Raw genomic sequence first — 18,998 nt, forward strand, 5'->3', positions numbered from 1 at the left:
TTGCTATTTTTAATTTTATTATCTTTTATTTTATTTAATTTTAGGTCTATACCTTCGCGTAATTAAACGATTCAACTTACGTTAAGTGGCATGGATTTGTGGCATTTCATCTTCAAAAAACAGATCATCAAGTGAACTAAGCGTCCCGTCTTCCTCCACTTGGTACACGGACATTTTCTCTCCGTTGACGGTCAGTTCAATGAAGCAGCCCCAGCAATAAAATTGATGGGAGCCTATTTTTCCTATATCTTTCGAATTGCAGTTGGGACATCTCATCATCTTTCATTTCTCCCTATTCTCCGAATTGGAAGCTGCGACAGGCTCCAATTCTGCTTCACTGACAGCAGGAACGATAATCGCGTCTTCCCCGAGCAGCACGGCATCTGAATCCTCGGGAGCCTTAAGCCACTTGCGCCCTTCCATCAGATCCGATATAAATCCGTCCGTAAGCTCAAAGCCTACTATTGGTGTACCCATAAATGGATGAAAATAAACGTCCGATACTTGTCCAAGCATCACGCCGTGTATAGTCACCATAGGCATACCCTTGAGCTGAACTTTACTGGTGCAAAACGTTCTGCCCAGCTGCTCAAGCTTTGTTTTCTGCACAGCTGCTTGGTCGGAAATAATAATCGCGTCTACGCCGCATGTCAGCACCGCATTCCAGTTCACCGTCTTGACGACACTTGCGAACCAGCCGCTGCTTTCGAGCACGAGACCTGTAACGTTCCAGTGGGAGTCAAAAATCGCATCCTTGATCGTACCTTCGCGCTTGCCGGAATGTATGACCAGCACGGGCAGACCGATCAATTGCTGTAGTTTAATCACGGCCGGGGAAGCCTCCTAGGCGTTATTACGGATGCGCTGCACAATCGTTGCAACTTTTTGCGCTGCGGCACCCAGTTCCTCCTTAGTATTCCCCAAACCGAAGCTGAATCTTACGGCGGAAGCCAGCCTTTCCTCCGGCAGCTTCATTGCCCGCAGAACATGGGAACGCTCCAGCGCCCCTGATGTGCAGGCCGAACCGCTTGCCGCTGCAATGCCTGCCATATCGAGATTCATCAGCATCGTCTCGGTATCGATCCCGATAAAGCTGATGTTGACGATATGCGGAAGTGTCTGTTTCGCCGCGCCATTGATGACGATATTTATATCCACATTTTTCCTAAGCAGCTCTATCCATTCCATACGAAGCTCGCCCAGAAAATGTTGCTTGTTTTGCGCTTCGTTCACACAAATTTCAACAGCTTTAGCGAAGCCGACAATGCCGGCGACATTTTCAGTACCCGCACGGCGCTTGCGCTCCTGTGATCCGCCCTGCGTGGTCGCCTCAAATGGAGTGCCAGCAGCGATATATAACGCGCCAACCCCTTGCGGGCCATTGATCTTGTGGGCGGAAAAGCTCATCAAATCGACCGGCAGCTCATTCAGCTCATAATGGGCAGTCCCCAAAGCCTGTACAGCATCAACATGAAAAATAACGCCTTGCTCATGTGCCAGGCGCCCGATGTCTTCAATCGGCTGCAAACTTCCTACCTCATTATTGCCGTGCATAATGCTAATAAGCGCCGTATTCGGCTTTATAGCCGCAGCAACATCAGCAGGCGATACTTGCCCATGCTCATCAACAGGCAGCAGCGTCAGCTCGAAGCCTTCGCGCTCAAGCGCTTCGCAGGGATGCAGCACCGCATGGTGCTCAGCTTCTGATGTAATGATGTGGTTTTTGCCTTGCAGCGCCAGCGCGCGAACAACACCTTTAATCGCCATATTGTTGCTCTCCGTGCCGCCTGACGTAAATACAAGCTCAGCAGGCTTGCAGCCGATAGCGGCAGCGATCTGGTCGCGGGAGCGGTTAATATGCTGCCGCGCCGCGCGTCCGAAGGCATGCATGCTCGATGCATTGCCTCCCGGACTCTGCATCACTTCCAGCATCGCGCGCGCGACTTCTGGATGCATTGGCGTCGTGGCGGCATGATCGAAATAGTGCATAGCTTGTCTAGCTCCTTCTATATTAAATGTAGAACATATAGCTGTCCGCTTTGCCTGGGTCCTGGAAGCTGACCAAGTCCTTAAGCGTAGTCGAGTCTAGTACGGAGGCGATGCTGTCGCGAATTCGCAGCCACAGATCACGCTTCGCCGGGTCATCCTCTTCGGTAAAATCAACTGGAGATATCGGGCCTTCCAACACGCGGATCACATCTCCGGCAGTGATATGCTCAGGCTCCTTGGACAAAATGTAGCCGCCATAGGCGCCGCGTATGCTCTTTACAAGTCCGGCGTTGCGAAGCGGTGCAACGAGCTGCTCCAAATAATGCTCGGACAAGCTGTTGCGTTCAGCTATGCTTTTCAAAGAGATCGGGCCTTCGCCAAATTTTCCTGCAAGCTCCATCATTATCGTGAGGCCGTAACGGCCTTTAGTTGATATTTTCATAAAAGGGCACCTCGTTTTCATTAGTTGTATTGCCTTAAGCAGCCATGACTGGGTTTAAATCATGGTATTCCCATATAGCTTATATGTTAGCATATAGTGCAAGGAACATGCGAGAAAAGCTTGTCATTCTTCGCAAAAAAGTTTTTTGTGCTGCGATAAATGTATGCTACAATGAGAGATACTCGTTTTAGAGTTTGAATACAAGGCGGTGTAAGCAAATGGCAAAATCCAAACAAGAAACCAGAGTCGTTGTCGGCATGTCCGGCGGTGTAGACTCTTCTGTAACCGCACTGCTGCTGAAGCAGGAAGGTTATGATGTTGTCGGCATTTTCATGAAAAACTGGGATGATACCGATGAATTTGGTCACTGCACAGCAGAGGAAGACGCGGAAGATGTTCGCCGCGTATGCGACCAGATCGGCATTCCGTATTATACGGTTAATTTTGAGAAGCAATATTTTGATAAAGTATTCACTTATTTTCTCGATGAATACAAGCGCGGCCGTACGCCGAATCCCGACGTCATGTGCAACCGGGAAATCAAGTTCGGTGATTTTCTCAAAAAAGCAAATGAGCTGGGCGCCGATTATTTGGCGACAGGGCATTACGCGCGCGTAGAACGTACGCCGGATGGCGAGACGAAGCTGCTGCGCGGCGTGGACAGCAACAAGGATCAGACTTATTTCCTCAGTGCGCTGAACCAGAAGCAGCTCGCGAAGGCGATGTTCCCGATTGGGCATCTGCCGAAGCCAGAGGTTAGACGGCTTGCCGAGGAGGCAGGCTTGTACACCGCGAAGAAAAAAGACAGCACGGGCGTCTGCTTCATCGGCGAGCGCAACTTCAAGGAATTTCTGAGCGGCTATTTGCCAGCCCAGAAGGGTGACATGGTTGACATTCGCAGCGGAGAAATCAAAGGCAAGCATGACGGCCTGATGTATTATACGCTCGGGCAGCGCCAAGGCCTTGGCATTGGCGGCTCCGGCAATGGCGAGCCGTGGTTCGTTGCGGACAAGGACCTTGAGCGCAACATTCTGTATGTGGTGCAAGGCGAGCAGCATCCGAGCATGTATTCGACTGGGCTAATTGCCAGCGGCATGAACTGGATCGCGCCAGCGCAGCCGGAAGCTCCTTTTCGCTGCACAGCCAAGTTCCGCTACCGCCAAGCCGACCAAGGCGTTATCGTGACACCTCGCGCCGACGGAACGGCACATATTGCGTTCGACCAGCCGCAGAAGGCAATTACGCCTGGCCAAGCCGTCGTTCTTTATGATGGCGATGTTTGCCTTGCAGGTGGAACCATCGATATCGTCGAGAAGATTGAAGCTGACGAAGCCGCATTCCTCGCCGCTCGTTAAGCATTATTCAGCTTGCATGGCTAGATGTATTTGACATAACAACTACAGCATGAAGCAAGAAAATCAGATTAAGGCAGTAAGCTACGGCAAGGAACCTTTTCACCGATGGGCATCGTCCAGAGGAGGAGGAGGTTCTTTTTTTATACGTGCAGCGCCCTTAGGTTCCTGTTCCTGTCCCTTTGCCATCAGCATTACCAGCGTCGCCCTTCATCCCCTCATTCTCCTTGTCTGTAGGTGAAGCAGCGAGCCGGCTCACGCGAATACGGGAAATGCGGTAATGATCCGTCTCTTCGATGACGAGCTCGAAATGGTCGGCTACTTTTACACGGTTGCCTTTGCGGGGCAGGTTTTCCAACTGGGAATACATCCAGCCGCCAATCGTATCAAAGTTGTCACAGCTAATATTCGTTCCGAGGCAGCTGTTTACCTCCTCAATTTGCATCATTCCGCTAATCGAGTGGCTTCCTTCCCCAAGCGGTTCAATCATCGCCCGTTCCTCGTCAAACTCATCCTGAATTTCACCGACGATTTCCTCCATAATGTCTTCCAGCGTCACGATGCCTGAAGTCCCGCCATATTCATCTATTAAAATCGCAATTTGCGATTTGCTCTCCTGCATTTGGCCCAGCAGCTCCCGAATGAATATCGACTCCGGCACCGTCATAATCGGGCGTAAAATCTGACGGATGTCGGTCAGCGTATGCTGCGCATCCTTCCATAAATCTTTAATATGGACAAAGCCGATAATATCGTCCTTGTCGCTTTCACAGACGGGATACCGCGTGTGCATTTCGGCAAGCGCCATCTGTTTATTTTCCTCAAGCGATAGCTGGGCATACAAGCAGATGACCTCCCGGCGGGGAATCATAATTTCTCTCGCATGCGTTTCTGTAAATTTGAAAATATTATCAACAAGCAGCAGCTCCGTATGATGAATGAGTCCGCAACGCTTGCTTTCCTTGAGCAGCAGCCGAATATCCTGACTGGAGTACGCATGGACGGAGCCAGCTCCCATCCGGACATCGCCATCCTTAACTAGCCAACTGGACAATATGTCCAGCAGCCGCGCCATCGGATACACCACTTTATGAAAATAAAACAAAGGTGCGGCTGCGGCCGCAACGACCCGCTCCGCACGGAGTCCTGCCAGCGCCTTTGGAACAAGTCCGCCGCAAACGCTGTGCAGCAGAGCAGCCAGCAGCAAAGCGGCTGCTACAGCGCCCACTTCCACTACGATTGGAGCGATGGGGACTCGCCCACTCACTCCACCAAACCATGAACCAAAGAACAGGCGGAATGCCGGAATACCCATCCAGCCCATTCCAAGCGATGCGACGGTTAACCCAAGCTGGCATGCGTTTAAATAAGTACGAGGCTCGCGCAGCATGGCGGCAGAAACAGCAGCTCTTTGCCCGGCATGCAGCTTGTGCAGCTGATCGGAACGTAAACGCAGCATAGCCGCCTCCGCCGCGGCGAAAAAACCATTAGCCAGCAATAACCCTGCAAACAGCACAACCTGAATCGTTTCACCCAATGCGGCTTCGCCTGCCCTGCCCCAGAAAATGCTCCGGTGACGGTAGGCGCACCCCCTCGTCCATCTCTCGCCGTTTTTAGTGACGGTAATTATGTGTATTCGTCGTAGTCCGTACATTATTCAGCATAGACCTAGCGTTTTTTTGCAAAAGTTCATAAAGTCGCCTATAATTTGCCGCATGGGAGGCCATATGTCACACCCCTATATCTGATATAATGCTATCAGCTTGCTACAACATATTAAGCTTTGGCTTACAAGGAGGAACAACATGAAACGAATCATTTTAATTATGCTGGCTGTTATTTGGCTAATTCCGGGTGCAGCTTTCGCCCATTCCAAAATCGAGCAGGCTTCACCTGCCGTAGACGAGACGGTAACCGCATCACCTGCTCAAATTTCGCTTTCCTTCAATACCGATATTGAGAAGCTGAGCACATTTAAGCTCTTGAACGCGGCCGGCGAGCAAATCGCCACCGATGAAGTTGTTGTAGATGGGAAAACGATGAGCGGTGCGCTTCCAACAGCACTGGAGAATGGAATATACACGGTAAAATGGGCGATTATTGGCGCTGACAGCCATGCGATTGAGGGCGACTACAGCTTTACAGTCAATGCGCCGGAAGCTGTTGCAAGCGAGCAGCCTGCATCGGCATCCCCTTCACCTGAAAGCTCGTCAACACCTGATGCAGCGGCAACTGAGTCACCTGCCCTTGAAACGGCAAGTCCTGCGGCAAGCGCTGCAGCAAGCCCTGCGCCAACATCAGACGCCGCCACCCAAACGGAGGGAAAAGCTAGCAGCTCCACAACGAGCGTTATCATCATTGTCGTCGTCATTCTCCTCATTGCCGTGATCGCTGCCGCTGTGAGAAGACGTAATAAATGATTTATTTGAGCGAGACGCTTCTATATGTATGCTTTGCGTTGTTAATGGGCGCATTTACTTTGCGTCTCGTGCCGGAGGGCAAGCGTCCGCAGGTTATTGTCCCTGATCGCTTGCTGCTTGCCTGCGCGCTCGCTATTCCTGTGCTTTCGTTTGTCCCGCTTGATCAAACGGCACGCACTTTCGCAGCAGATTTTGAACTCAGCTATGGGCAAATGATGAAAAGCCTGCTGCTTGATGCCGTAGCAGGCAAAGCCTTGATCTGGACATTGCTCAGCTCCCTCGGCCTGTCGATCCTGCTCGGAATGAAGTCCTTCCGGCAGGACCGCCATATGCCGAAGGTTGGGCTGTTCATAACATTGCTGCTTGCTGTATGGCTAGGTTATGCCAGCCACGCCTCGTCGCTGTATGGGCTGAAAGGGATCGTTATTCACAGCGCCCACTTTATAGCCGTCACGATTTGGCTTGGCATTGTTATTACGACTAGCTGGTTTTCGAAGGACGAGAACCATTGGGAAGCATTTTTATCCTGGTTTTCTACGCTCGCCTTCGGTTGTTTTTTCGTAACCATTTCAGCAGGCATTACATTGATGACCTTTACGACGCCCGAATACGTAAACGCCTGGATGCTGCCGTATGGGCAAATGCTGTTGATCAAGCATTTATTGCTGCTGCCGCTGCTGCTGCTGGCGTATTCGAACAGCTTTGGCTACAAAAACAAGCTCAAGCATAACGCTGCTTTCCGCCCGCTCCTTTGGTTTAAGGCAGAAAGCATCGTCGCATTGCTGATTTTTATCGCCACAAGCGTGCTGGGCCAGCAGGCTCCTCCGCATGAGGTGAAAGAAACGCTGCAAATAACAGCACCTTCTTCTCTGTTCACAACGATTTATAAAGGCAGCTTCAGCCCTGATATTACGCTTCATTTTTCACTTGGGCTTGATAGCCTGCTGCTGCTTGCATCAGCTGTTGTGATGATTGTCGGCTTTTTCCGGATGTACCGCAGCGAACAGCTGATGCCTGCTTTTGCTATGGGGCTGCTGGCTGCTGCCTTTGGTTACGGCGCACTCATGTTTGCGATTGCCTGAAGCATTGGATTGGAAAAGCACTTATAGAATTTATAGCAAAAAAGCAAGGACGCTGGCGGCATTAGCCTGGGCATCCTTGCTTTTTTATTGCGCTCATTATTGTTCCCGAACCATAAGACTCGTCAAGCTGCCGAGCTTTTCAATTTCGATTGTAACGCGGTCGCCTGCCTTGAGGAAGCTTTGCTTGTCCACCGGATAACCGAGCATGACGCCTTCAGGCGTACCCGTCAAGATGACATCACCCGGCAACAGCGTCATATGGCGCGAAACATAGCTTACGATTTCCTTGCAGCTGAAAATCATATCGCTCGTGTTCGAATGCTGGCGCACCTCGCCGTTGACGATACATTTCATGTCCAGCTCATTCGGATTTCCGACCTCGTCTGCTGTTACGAGATAAGGGCCGAGCGGCGCAAATTTGTCGCATGTTTTGCCCAGCAGCCACTGGCCTGTCCGCATTTGCAAATCACGAGCCGACAAATCGTTGGCAGCGCAGTAGCCGAATACGTAGCTGAGCGCTTCCTCCTCCGTCACATGCTTCGCTTCTTTGCCAATAACAATCGCTAGCTCCGCCTCATAATCCACCTTCTCGGAGGCAATAGGAAGCGGCACTGCTTCTCCATGGGCAGCGAGCGTATTGTTGAATTTGCTGAACAAAATCGGCACCTCGGGAATGGCCGCATTGGATTCCTCCGCATGCTTGCGGTAATTGAGGCCGATGCAAAGGATTTTGCCAGGGCTTGTCACAGCAGGGGCATACGTCAGCTCCGCTTCATTGAGAAATACCTCTCCCAGATCAGCTGCACGGCTAATCGCTTCGCCCACCAGACGCTGAAGGGCTTCAACGGCTTCCGCCCCGCCTTCAATGACCTGATGGATATTTTGCGGTACGGAGGCACTGCCTTTACAAGCTGCGCTGGCAGCAGCCACATCGAGAATGCCTTGCTCCGTCTTTACTCCCAAACGCTCTGCACCTTGCTCCGTAAGTGTTAACAGCTTCATAGGTTTATACAGCTCCTTAGTTTGGTGTTATTTTGTGGTATCCGGATCGACGGCCCAGAAAAAGGTATCCGCCGTTTCGTCTTGGTCGCACCCGCGTAAAGTGTAGACCTCATCCCCACGATCCGTCTGCTTCGTTCCTATTCCTTCGCAGATCGTGCTTGGCCTGCCTAAATCGTTGCCAAACGCATCCATTCCATTGTCAAAGGTATACAGGATCGCATCCCCATTATAAACCAACTCATAAAAAATAGGATCGCCTTCTATCGTATACTTCGTAAGCCGAACCTTGCCCGACTGCTTAAGCGCTATATTTTCTATAAAAGCATCCCATTTGTCCAAATTGTAATAACGTCCATGAACATTTACAACGTCGCCATTGTCAGCCGCCTGCTCCGCTAGATAAGGCGCTTCGACTTTTGGAAATACGCTTTCCAAAGCGCCGCTCGTTTCCGTTATAGCTGCTGGGTCCGCTTCCTTTACGATTGGTGCAGGCTCCGTAACTGGCAAGTGCCCTAATTGCACCTGATTGTTGCTGCTGCAGCCTGCGAGCAAAGCAATTGCTGCAACTAAGCTTGCGTATTTCAACATCATGCCCACCTCCTGCCCTTCAGACGAAGGCTGGCGGAAGAAGGTTGCCATTCTGTCCCTCTAACGGCTATTTCTTCCCCTTCGGACGTTTCCGCAGCTCCTGGTTTTGCCGGATTTTATCCTCCATGCCCTGCTCGGTTGCCTGATAAAAGCTCATTTCACGCAGCTTGTCAGGCAAATATTGCTGCTGGACATATTCTGGCCAGCCGATTTTGTGATAGGCGTCCATCGCCGTTACCGCCTGCACCATCGCTTGCGGATTCGCAAGCCCAATGTCCTCGCTGCAAGCGACGATCAGCCGATAAACATCATCGGGTCCATGCCAAGCTTCTCCACACGCTTAAATATGAATCGATACAAACTTACTAAATGAGCATTGATTTCTCGAATTCAAATCTTATCATCCAAACTATTATGTAAAAAGATATCCCTAATCAGCATTGGACAAGGGATGTCTAGGAAGTCCGAAAAAGAAAAATGAAAAGGAATCTTGAAACTGAAACTAATGAAAGTATACCTCATTGGAAAAAGATGCAACACTGAACCTGTGTTTTTGTACTAAAGAATAATTGAAGTGCTGTGATTCCCGAAATCTATTTACATAGAAAAATATGGGTTCATGAATTCGCCATGGGCTAAATCATAGCTTTGCTTTCCAACTGCCTAAAACCTTTTTTAAATACAGTGAAATAAAAAAATGAATGATGGATAGTGAAGAGCACATAATAGAAATGGCTATATTCAAAAAGATACTCGAATAACTAGTAATAAAAGATATGACCACTATATTCAGGACATAAAGTATAGACGCTAATGGAGCTATTGCCCCTGCTTTTTTCACTATTAATAGCAATAGTTGTACGAGTATAGAGTGAAACATAAGAAAAAAACCAGGTAAAAAAAACAATATGGTTGAAATATCAGTAAAAAGCACGAACTCATTGTCATTGTAATTGGGGTAAAAAGACAACATCCATAAAGAAGCTAAAAAAGAAACAAACAACCAGATATAATAAATTTTTAATCACCTCAATATAATAAGCAACGACGGATTGTAATATGAAGTGCAACATATAAAAATGACCCATAACCGATTCGTGTGTAGAATGAAGCTACCACACTACCCCTACACAGGCGAATCAGCCATGAGCCCCCAACATCCTAACACAAGAGAGTGAAGTCAGCTAGAGTTTTACCTTGTTGTCGCTCCCCTATTTCTTCCCCTTGGGACGTTTCCGCTGCTCCTGGTTTTGCCGGATTTTATCCTCCATGCCCTGCTCCGATGCCTGGTAAAAGCTCATTTCCCGCAGCTTGTCCGGCAAATATTGTTGCTGCACATAGTGCCCCGGATAATCATGCGGGTACTTGTAGCCCTCATGACCAAGCTGCGCCGAGCCTTTATAATGGGTATCGCGCAAATGCAGCGGCACCTCGGCTGCGCCCAGCCCCTCCATCATCGTCATCGCTTTGCCGATGGCCATCGCCGTCGCATTCGATTTCGGGCTTTCTACCGCGAACAAAATCGCTTGCGACACATTGTATTTGGCCTCCGGCCAGCCGATTTTGTGATAGGCATCCATCGCCGTTACCGCCTGCACCATCGCTTGCGGATTCGCAAGGCCAATGTCCTCGCTGCAAGCGACGATCAGCCGGCGGATAAACGTCATCGGGTCCATGCCAAGCTTCTCTACCGCGTACAAAAACCAGAACAGCGCTGCATCGCTGGAGCCGCGAACGCTTTTATGAAACGCAGACAGCACATCGTATTGCGTCGATTGATCCGCTTTGACCGCGCGATTGCGAATTGATTCCTGCGCAACCTCCAGCGTAATATGTACCGAGCCGTCCGGCTCAGATGGCGTCGTTACCGCGGCCAGCTCCAGCGCGTTCAAGGCGCGGCGAATGTCGCCGCCTGCCATATTCGCAATATGCGCCAGCGCCTCCTCGTCGCAGTGCAGCTCCATAAAGCCCAGCCCGCGTCCCTTATCGGCCAGCGCCCGCTTCATCGACTCCAGCGCATGCTGCGGGCCAAGCGGCTCCAATTGAAACAGCGTCGAGCGCGACAGAAGCGCCCCATTTACATGGTGGAACGGATTTTCCGTCGTTGCGCCAATAAAAATAATGATTCCCTGCTCAACCGCCGGCAGCAGCGCATCTTGTCTTGCCGTATTGAAGCGATGCACCTCATCAAGGAACAAAATGGTTTTTTTGCCATACATCGTCTTGCTCAGACGGGCTTGCTCGATAACTTCGCGCACATCCTTCACCGAAGCGTCAACGGCGTTCAGCTTGACGAACTCGCCCGCTGTCCGCTTGGAAATAATGTTGGCCAGCGTCGTCTTGCCGCAGCCCGGCGGGCCGTACAGCAAAATGGACGATACCTGATCCCCTTCTATCGCCCGGCGCAGCAGCTTGTCCTCTCCAATGATATGCTCTTGCCCAATATATTCATCCAGCGTCTGCGGCCGCATCCGGTCGGCTAGCAGCCTCGCCCGCGGCGTCTCCGCTTCCTGATAAGAAAATAAATCCATATGCTCACAACCTTCTTCCCTATTCCTATCGATCATAGCATATTCGCTTTTTATTGCGCCAGTTGGTTCCTTTAATGAGAGTATGGCCCCTTGCATATGCAGGCTTCAATTATAGCCAGTCGCGGACAAACCGAACAAGCTGGCGTTTCACATTGGATTAATCAGCTATAATCCTATCGCCTATTTCCTTAGTAGCTGTACCTGATAAAACGAAGAAAAATTGCCAAGCAGTTTGATGATAATGCTTTACTTCCGAAGTATTTGCCGGCATTCGTTCATGAATAATGCTTAAATCTTGGTTTTTAACTAACTGCCAGCCATCACAACGCTCTCCCCAACTATAATGCTCAGCTGTTTTTTTGCTTACTTTCATTGTAGTATCTCCTGTCATAAAATGCTGTTGATCTTTGCCGCTCGAAAAAAGCTGGCTTCTCTGAATATATGAATCATTATACGAATTAAAGAATAAAAATTCATTTTTTTTGCACGAATATATATTGTCCCTGCACGGCTACTGGAAAATAGATAGGATTGGCTGTACCTGCAGCTTATATCATGTTTTTCTATAAAAAAAGACGCACACAGCGGTCCGCTGCGTACGTCTTTGCTAGGGCGTATATGGGTATTGCATGTGTGCTAGTGCATTTGTGCTAGTGCATTTGTGCTAGTGCATGTATGCAAACGTAAGCGCGCCAGCTACTTAAAATAATGAGGACAATAGCGGCTTTCCTGTCCGCGTACGGTCTGAAATTGGAGCAAAAGCCAGATTAGCGGAATCTGTGTCCTTCAAAAAAGGAAGGAGTATCCACTTATTCAAGATGAATTCGATACATGTTCCCCTGCTCAGCCTGAAAATAATAATGCAGCGGCGTACGCTCCTCCACCTCCGGCATGCCCTCTTCGCCCTGCGGCTCAATCCGCAGCGCAACCCCGGCATACAGCACACATGGGCCGCTGCGGTGGGCAAGCAGCTCTGCCGCTTGCAGCCTGCCATCACGCCAGGCGATGGCGACCTCGAAGCCGCCGCGGGCGCGGAGGCCGCTGACTCTGCCGGTTGACCAAGCGTCCGGCAGTGCGGGCAGCAGCTGCAGCCTGCCCGCATGCGACTGCACGAGCAGCTCGGCCATTCCAGCTGTTACGCCAAAGTTGCCGTCAATCTGAAAGGGCGGATGCGCATCGAACAAATTCGCATAAACGCCGCCCCGCTCAAAATCCATTACTCCATCATCCGGGATGAGCGTGAGCATCCGCTTAATTAACGCATACGCCCGATTGCCCTCTCCGAACCTTGCCCATAGATTGACCTTCCAGCCGAGGCTCCAGCCTGTTCCCCCGTCGCCCCGCCGATCCAAGGCGATGCGGGCGGCTTCATAAAGCTCCGGCGTGCTTTCCGCTGTCCAGCCATCGCCCGGATAGACTGCATAAAGATTCGATACGTGACGATGGAAACGATCCTCGTCCTCGTAGTCCTGGGACCACTCTTGCAGTTGGCCATGCTTGCCAATGCTTGCCGGCAACAGCTTAGGCAGAGCAGCCTCCAATTGCTGCAAAAAAAGCCGTTCCTTTACCGATTCCAAATTCCATTTCAGATCCGGTTCCGGTTTCGGTTCCTGTTCCTGCTCCAGTCCCTGTTCCAGTCTCGGTTCCAGTTCCGAATCCTCTACCGATTCGGGCTCCAGTCCCTGTTCCGATTCAAAGCAGCTTGCCCTTTGGACTGCCCCAGAAGCACATAATTGCTCATGGGCCGCCAAACAATGCTCAAACAGCTCGCGAATGAGGCTCATATCCATCGTTGAAGCAACACTCAGCGCTGGCGTTCGTCCGTCCTCCAGCCGGAAGCGGTGCTCCGGCGAGGTGGAGGGGGAAGTGACGAGCATGCCCTGCTCGTTTTCGACCAGCCAATCCAAATAAAACTGGGCCGCACCCTTCATAACCGGAAAAGCTCGCTGTGCTAAGAAGTCGATATCCCCGCCAAAAAGGTAATGCTCCCATAAATGCTGGCAGAGCCAAGCGGCACTCATCGGCCAGTTCGCCCAGAGCGGATTGCCATGCCCGTAATCGCCTGGAGGCGCGGATTGCCGCCAAATATCCGAATTATGATGGGCGGTCCAGCCCCGAGAGCCATAATTAACCGCTGCGGTTGCCTGTCCCGTTACGGACAAATCGGCAATAAAGTCCAGCAGCGGCTCATGGCATTCGGCCAAATGGCACAGCTCCGCAGGCCAATAATTCATTTGCGTATTAATATTGAGCGTATAATTGCTGCTCCAGATCGGCCGGGCATCCTGATTCCATATGCCTTGCAAATTCGTCGGCTGCGTCCCTGATCTGGAGCCTGCGATCATTAAATAACGTCCGTAATGAAACAGCAGCTCTACGAGATGGGGGTCAGTTGCGCCATATTCGGCGATTCTTTGATCCGTCGGAAAGTTTTCGGGCAAGCTGGAGCCTTCTAGCTGAAAAGCAACTCTGCCAAATAACGTGCGATGATCGTCACCATGCGCACGGAGCAGCGTTTCGAATGGCTTCTCCACAGCCGTTGTCAAATAGGTGCCCGCCGTCAGCTCAGCATCTTTGCCCTCTGTCCCTGGGCAGCGGTCATAGCCATTAAAACTGGTTGCCGCTGAGACATACAGCGTCGCCGTTGTCGCCCCTTCCACATGAAGCCCATCTGCATCCGCCGACCACGAGCCCCCAGTGACCCGAATGCCTAGGAGCGCCGCAAAACGCATAGCCCTCGTCGTATCCGGCTGCCCATATCTAATCGGCTCATCCGTCTCATAATAATTCGGATAAACCTGCTCCGGACAATAACCGGTAAGCAGCAAACCGTCACGTACAGGAGCGGTGCGGCTGCGCAGCGGACTGCTGAGACTTGCCTTTAAGCTCAGCTTCCCGGGCTCGCTTGCGGTCAGATGGATGACGATTACCTGATCGGGATGCGAAGCGAATACTTCCCGTGTATAAACAACTTTGCCAATTCGATATACCGTTCTCGCAATGCCGTTTGCCATATCCAGCTCGCGCCTATATTCTTCCGTCAATTGCCCGTGATAAAAGCGAAGCTGAACATCGCCTAACGGCATATAGCTTTGCGTATAAGGCCCCATTGTCGAAGCTTTGCTTATTCGCTCAGCCTCCTCGTAATCGCCCTCTTTGATGCAGCGGCGTATGTCCGCCCAAGCCCCCAACGCTAACGGATTATTCCAATCCTGCGGACTTCCCGACCAAAGCGTATCCTCATTCAGCTGAATGCGTTCCGCTTCAACGCCGCCAAAAACCATCCCGCCAAGCCGACCGTTTCCGACGGGAAGCGCCTCCGTCCAAATGCTTGCCGACTTGTCATACGTCAGCTTCATGCTGCAACCTCCCATGCTGTTTTTTCCGATTTCTTTCCCGCCTCTGCCTCTGCCTCTACCTGCTTTTATGCTTTTCTTTTTTTCTGCTTTTCTAATTTCCCAGCTGTATCTGGCCCCCAATATGAAGCCTGAAAGCTTGCTAAACAATACCGTATTCATCCTTTATATCCTGAATGCGTACAAGCTGACCGCCGCCGCTTGCGCTGCGTTCCATTGCTGCCATCAGGGCAAGCGTGTGTATCGCCTCTGAAGCATCCGGAAGCGGAAGCTCGCCGCTGTCTAAACTATCCGCAAAATATTCAATATAGTTTTGGTACTCGCCTGCATGATGGCTTTTGCCTTCAAAGCGGAAATAGTAGTCATGCTTATCTTCAAAAGAATAAGAGGCTGTGCCCTGCTCAGCAAAATGCGTATGGTAGCTTAAATTCGGGTATTCCGCACGCGAAATGCCATTCGTACCGCGCAGCACGCAGCTTATAGATGGTTCGACCGCCTGCCCTAGAGTTGGCATTGTATAATTACCGGAAATTTGCGCCATTCGCCCTTGCCCATCCCGCAGCAGAAAACGCATCGAATCCCAAGTGTCGACGGTGCCGTTGACGCTTTCGCCGCTAGCATCTATGCTGCGGCCGAAACCCACAACCTCCGTTACGCCGGGCAAATACCAGCGAACGAGATCAACAGCGTGGATCATAAAGCCGTACATCCAGCTAAAGCCTTTTTGACGGCTCCAATCTTTTTCAAGAAACCAGCGTCCGTCGGTTATATATTGCGCCTCCACCATTTGAAGTGCGCCATGCCGCTCCTGCTCGAAATCGCTGCGCTGATGAAGCATCGGCTCGAAAAACCGCGAGCTTTGCCCTACAAATAAACGCTTGTTTGTCCCTTTCATGATGGCCAGCAGCTCCTGCGCGCCCTCCAAGGAAGGAAGCAGCGGCTTCGTGCAAATGACATGCTTCCCCGCCTCCAATGCTTGGCGGATATGCGTCAAATGCAGCTGGTCCGGCGTATAAATCGCAATGACGTCAATTAAGGGATTTTCCAATAAATCGCTATATTTGGTTGTCCAGCCTTGAAAGCCGAATTCCTTCGCCCGCTGCTGGCAAAGCTCCATATTTAAATCACATACCGCCACCAGCTCATACCGCTCGCTCGCCAGCGCCGCCGACATAATGCTGCGTCCTTCCCCAAGCCCAATTACACCTAACCGATAACGCTGTTTAGTCATCTCATTCACGCATCCTTTGCTTTTTGTAAAATGGTAAAAGGCTGCTGATGGCGTGTACGCTGCAGCTCCCGCTTCTTCTCAAGTATAGCGAAGCGCCTTGCAGCTTACTTGTCTGGACAAGGACGTTTATTTGCGATTTTGTTCAAAAATCCTTCTTCCGCCTCCCTCCAGCCTGGGCCATCCCCCTTCCTACGCTTTATGAACAAGATTGCAAACCAGCCTGCCTTTTTAGCAAAGAATGCGTTTCCTCCGCCATGTTAAAATGGAGCCAGCAAAAATTCCGACATCCAAGCAAAGGAGAATTGGGCTCATGAAATTCGGCATGCAAGGAACGGTCATCGGCTGGCAGGACCCTTGGGCGCAGACGGCTTCAGAGCTTTATATGCGCACGGGAACAGGACAAATCTATCCTTCACAGGACCCTCCGCCAGGAAGGCAGGCTTTTATGGAGCAGCTTAAGCAGCTGCAGGCTGATTTTTACGTGCATCATGTGTTTCCCGGCCTTGAGGGCCAGCAGGAGCTGCTCGCTGACATGATTGCCTATGGAATGGAGCTTTGCCTCGGCAATGAATATGGCAACATTAACGGTCCGTGGGAAGAGGGAACGAACCGCTACGACATTACAGACGACCAAATCCGGCTGGCAGCGGCAAGCGGACTGCTCATTGGGCTGCTCTACGATGAGCCTGAGCATTTGCAGATCAATGCGGCGCAGTATCGCAAGGATGGCTGGTTCCCGCATTGGAGCAGCCCAGCAGGGGAGCAGGAAAATGTCGCTGTTTTACGGGAAGCCTTGACCGCCGCGGTTGGGAAGCGCGATGCCCATGTCCGCTCTATTGTGAGCGAGGTACAAGTGAAAAGCCCCTCACCTGGCACTTATAATGTACCCCTCGTTTCCGAGCAGGTATTTCCCGTGTTGTTCCACGCTCAGGCGAGGGGAGGAATGGCCCTTTGCCCCAAAATAATGAAGGAGTCGTTTCAATCGCTCCAGCTCGCCACGGCACTAGGTGCAGCCAAGCAATATAATCGCCCGTTATGGCTGTGCGCCGATTTATGGGGACCGGATGCCGGCAAATGGCCGATCCGCACGCCGGGCTTTCCCGGCCACTCGCCAGAGGAGTTCGCCTCCGCGCTCCAAATGGGCTATTTTATGAGTCCTACCCATTTATTTGTTGAAAATGTTGATGCGCTGATGCAATTTGACGGGTGCAGCTTTCAGCAAACTGCGTTTGGAGACGTCTGGCAGCAGTTCAGGCAGGATTTTGTCCCTGCCCACCCGCTGTCCTACAGCCACTTGGATGCCAGCGCCGACATTGCCTTCATCCACTCCGACGACAGCAACTACGGTCAAAATGAGCGTCCCTTCGGCAGCTTGGCTGCTGCCATGCCGCAGGAAAGCCAGAGCATTTTTCACGTTTGGCATTTACTCAGCCACCGCACCATTCCGGCCCATGGCAGCTGTATGCACATTCCCGGCTATTCGTTCCCGCGCCATCGCTTGAAGGCTGCTATCGCTGAAGAGCACTTCCCGCTATGGGAGGGAGCGCTGCTTCCGCTAGCAGAAGCCGCTGCAAATATGGATGGAGCCGCTTCGGTTCATCCACTATTTTTCCCGCTCAACAATGTGCTCGTTTACGATGAATTCGCGGCCGAGCCGCAGCTTGCCGGCGCCAAGCTCATTATCGCGGCCGGAAGCTCGCTGTCCTCCGGCACGCTTCGCGCCATGAGGCGGCGCGCCGAGCTCGCAGGCGCAGTCGTCATTGTTGCGCAGTGGCTGCTGCCCGAAGGGTGGAAGCAGCGCTGCACCTTCCCCGGCGGTGGCGTCTGGCTGCCGACGACTGACTTTCTCAGCGAGGAGACGGCGGAGCTTGCCCGCCCGTTTCTCGGACGGCCCGATTGCTGGGTTCAGCGGTTCGGGAATAAGGAGGTTCATTTTCACAAAGGGGATCAAGGCGGATTTACACTGGATTTCGAGCTTAATGGGTAGCGCAAAGCAGCTTGAAAGCATGCTGTGGATGGGATTTGCTATTGAGAAGCGGGGCTATTTTGACTATAATAAACGGTAATTCAATGAAAAGGAGGTCGGTATGGATGGCAATTAGAGATTGCCGGATTGGCACAGCCCACTGCAGAGCTGGTTTTGGAAGCGATACTTTGCATGGGCGCACTCATAACGGATACGTTATCGCCTAGCCACGCTTATGTCGTTTCTAATACTTGGCTTTGCACCTTATTTTCTGCATGATCAAAACAAATAAGGGGCTGAACCTAAATGAGTAAACCATTTATTAGAAACCATCAATATAATGTGATTAAAAAACAAGCCGGCATTTTGCAGCATGCGCTTGGCACAGTTGCAGATCTGAAAATTTTGGAGTCCGTTAAATATACGACCGAATCTAAAATTATGGAAATGTTCCCGGACGCAGCAGCCGAGCAGAAGCAAATGCTTGAAGCCATCTCGGCGCTGCGGACGAAAGAGGATTTTGCCAAGTATTTGCGGGAATTGGAAGGCTATTTAACCGAGTTTCCGGCCATTACGCCCAAGCAAATCCAGAAGCTTTTTCCGAAAAATAAAAAGCTCAAGCTGCCCGATCTAGCCGCTATCGACTATCGCTATGTCACTTATTTAAGCTGGATCGATATCGCGAGCAACAAGCTGTTTATCGTTTATCCGGTAAATGGTCAGTTCGTTGGCGTCGAAGGACGCTACAACCCGACGAACAAGAAAAACTATTGCTTTGTGTGCAATCGGTTTGAGGAGCTTGCTTTATTTTCAGCCATAACGAAAAAAAGGCCAGCGGGCGCATCCCCCGACTACTACAAAGCTGTCGGAAACTACATGTGCGCCAAAAGCCATGACTGCAACAACAATATTACCGATACGACCGCACTTGAAAAATTTATTGAGGCGGTAATTGGGTAAGTAGCGAAATGGTGCTGCGCTGTTTGACATGAACACAGCAGACAGTGTCCGCCCATATAACGGCTTCAAAGCGCATACC

Annotated in this window: 15 protein-coding genes and 2 pseudogenes; 5 read left to right on the forward strand and 12 right to left on the reverse strand. The window is 51.1% G+C overall.

Annotated features, from left to right (window positions below; genetic code table 11):
* Window positions 1–81: 81 nt before the first annotated feature.
* Genes ABEW34_RS28070 through cymR form a run of 4 tightly spaced genes read right to left on the reverse strand, consistent with a single transcriptional unit; the run spans window position 82 to window position 2,431 of the window.
* Window positions 82–279 (reverse strand): hypothetical protein, encoded by a 198-nt coding sequence (locus ABEW34_RS28070; RefSeq protein WP_046234401.1) that lies wholly within the window; start codon window positions 277–279, stop codon window positions 82–84.
* A gap of 3 nt (window positions 280–282) precedes the next feature.
* A complete protein-coding gene (locus ABEW34_RS28075) occupies window positions 283–828 on the reverse strand; it encodes a PRC-barrel domain-containing protein (protein ID WP_430163917.1) in 546 nt (181 codons plus the stop codon).
* Between the two features lie 15 nt (window positions 829–843).
* Complete coding sequence (locus tag ABEW34_RS28080) at window positions 844–1,989, reverse strand: cysteine desulfurase family protein (protein ID WP_430163920.1); 1,146 nt, start codon at window positions 1,987–1,989, stop codon at window positions 844–846.
* A gap of 22 nt (window positions 1,990–2,011) precedes the next feature.
* On the reverse strand, window positions 2,012–2,431 hold the full coding sequence (gene cymR / locus ABEW34_RS28085; protein WP_430163923.1) for a cysteine metabolism transcriptional regulator CymR: 420 nt from the start codon (window positions 2,429–2,431) through the stop codon (window positions 2,012–2,014).
* Window positions 2,432–2,649: 218 nt separating this feature from the next.
* Here cymR and mnmA point away from each other — a divergent pair, with 218 nt between their 5' ends.
* The gene (mnmA, locus tag ABEW34_RS28090) at window positions 2,650–3,786 is read left to right on the forward strand and encodes a tRNA 2-thiouridine(34) synthase MnmA (protein ID WP_430163925.1); all 1,137 of its coding nucleotides are present in this window, start codon (window positions 2,650–2,652) and stop codon (window positions 3,784–3,786) included.
* Between the two features lie 157 nt (window positions 3,787–3,943).
* On the opposite strand, the gene ABEW34_RS28095 is transcribed toward mnmA, so the two are convergent.
* Window positions 3,944–5,320: a hemolysin family protein gene (locus ABEW34_RS28095; protein ID WP_430163928.1), complete on the reverse strand. Its 1,377-nt coding sequence runs from the start codon at window positions 5,318–5,320 to the stop codon at window positions 3,944–3,946.
* Window positions 5,321–5,588: 268 nt separating this feature from the next.
* On the opposite strand from ABEW34_RS28095, the gene ABEW34_RS28100 reads away from it, so the two are divergent.
* Together ABEW34_RS28100 and ABEW34_RS28105 are read left to right on the forward strand one after the other, a co-directional pair.
* Window positions 5,589–6,203: a copper resistance CopC family protein gene (locus tag ABEW34_RS28100; RefSeq protein ID WP_430163931.1), complete on the forward strand. Its 615-nt coding sequence runs from the start codon at window positions 5,589–5,591 to the stop codon at window positions 6,201–6,203.
* Window positions 6,200–7,285, forward strand: coding sequence for a copper resistance D family protein (locus ABEW34_RS28105; protein WP_430163933.1), 1,086 nt, complete (start codon window positions 6,200–6,202; stop codon window positions 7,283–7,285). Before ABEW34_RS28100 ends, ABEW34_RS28105 begins: the two co-directional genes overlap by 4 nt.
* A 96-nt stretch (window positions 7,286–7,381) precedes the next feature.
* Here the strand turns inward: ABEW34_RS28105 and ABEW34_RS28110 are convergent, their stop codons facing one another.
* The 7 genes and pseudogenes from ABEW34_RS28110 to ABEW34_RS28140 all read right to left on the reverse strand — a co-directional run bounded on the left by ABEW34_RS28110 (window position 7,382) and on the right by ABEW34_RS28140 (window position 15,993).
* On the reverse strand, window positions 7,382–8,287 hold the full coding sequence (locus ABEW34_RS28110) for a fumarylacetoacetate hydrolase family protein (RefSeq protein ID WP_430163936.1): 906 nt from the start codon (window positions 8,285–8,287) through the stop codon (window positions 7,382–7,384).
* A gap of 27 nt (window positions 8,288–8,314) precedes the next feature.
* Complete coding sequence (locus ABEW34_RS28115; RefSeq protein ID WP_430163939.1) at window positions 8,315–8,878, reverse strand: DUF4362 domain-containing protein; 564 nt, start codon at window positions 8,876–8,878, stop codon at window positions 8,315–8,317.
* Between the two features lie 64 nt (window positions 8,879–8,942).
* Window positions 8,943–9,238: pseudogene (locus tag ABEW34_RS28120) on the reverse strand (hypothetical protein); the annotation flags it as partial.
* 848 nt (window positions 9,239–10,086) lie between these two features.
* The gene (locus tag ABEW34_RS28125; protein WP_430163941.1) at window positions 10,087–11,406 is read right to left on the reverse strand and encodes a replication-associated recombination protein A; all 1,320 of its coding nucleotides are present in this window, start codon (window positions 11,404–11,406) and stop codon (window positions 10,087–10,089) included.
* Window positions 11,407–11,575: 169 nt separating this feature from the next.
* A pseudogene (locus ABEW34_RS28130) lies at window positions 11,576–11,779 on the reverse strand (cupin domain-containing protein); the annotation flags it as partial.
* 436 nt (window positions 11,780–12,215) lie between these two features.
* Window positions 12,216–14,765 carry a glycoside hydrolase family 95 protein gene (locus ABEW34_RS28135; RefSeq protein ID WP_430163944.1) on the reverse strand — a complete coding sequence of 850 codons (2,550 nt, stop codon included), beginning with the start codon at window positions 14,763–14,765 and terminating at the stop codon, window positions 12,216–12,218.
* Window positions 14,766–14,904: 139 nt separating this feature from the next.
* Complete coding sequence (locus ABEW34_RS28140; protein ID WP_430163947.1) at window positions 14,905–15,993, reverse strand: Gfo/Idh/MocA family protein; 1,089 nt, start codon at window positions 15,991–15,993, stop codon at window positions 14,905–14,907.
* Between the two features lie 310 nt (window positions 15,994–16,303).
* Here ABEW34_RS28140 and ABEW34_RS28145 point away from each other — a divergent pair, with 310 nt between their 5' ends.
* Together ABEW34_RS28145 and ABEW34_RS28150 are read left to right on the forward strand one after the other, a co-directional pair.
* Entirely contained in the window at window positions 16,304–17,980 is a 1,677-nt protein-coding gene (locus ABEW34_RS28145; RefSeq protein WP_430163949.1) for a hypothetical protein, read from the forward strand.
* 285 nt (window positions 17,981–18,265) lie between these two features.
* Window positions 18,266–18,919, forward strand: a complete 654-nt coding sequence (locus ABEW34_RS28150) for a FusB/FusC family EF-G-binding protein (protein WP_430163951.1) — start codon at window positions 18,266–18,268, stop codon at window positions 18,917–18,919.
* Window positions 18,920–18,998 lie beyond the last annotated feature (79 nt).

This window comes from Paenibacillus algorifonticola, assembly GCF_050481745.1.
In the GTDB taxonomy this organism is placed as follows: Bacteria; Bacillota; Bacilli; order Paenibacillales; family Paenibacillaceae; genus Pristimantibacillus; species Pristimantibacillus algorifonticola_A.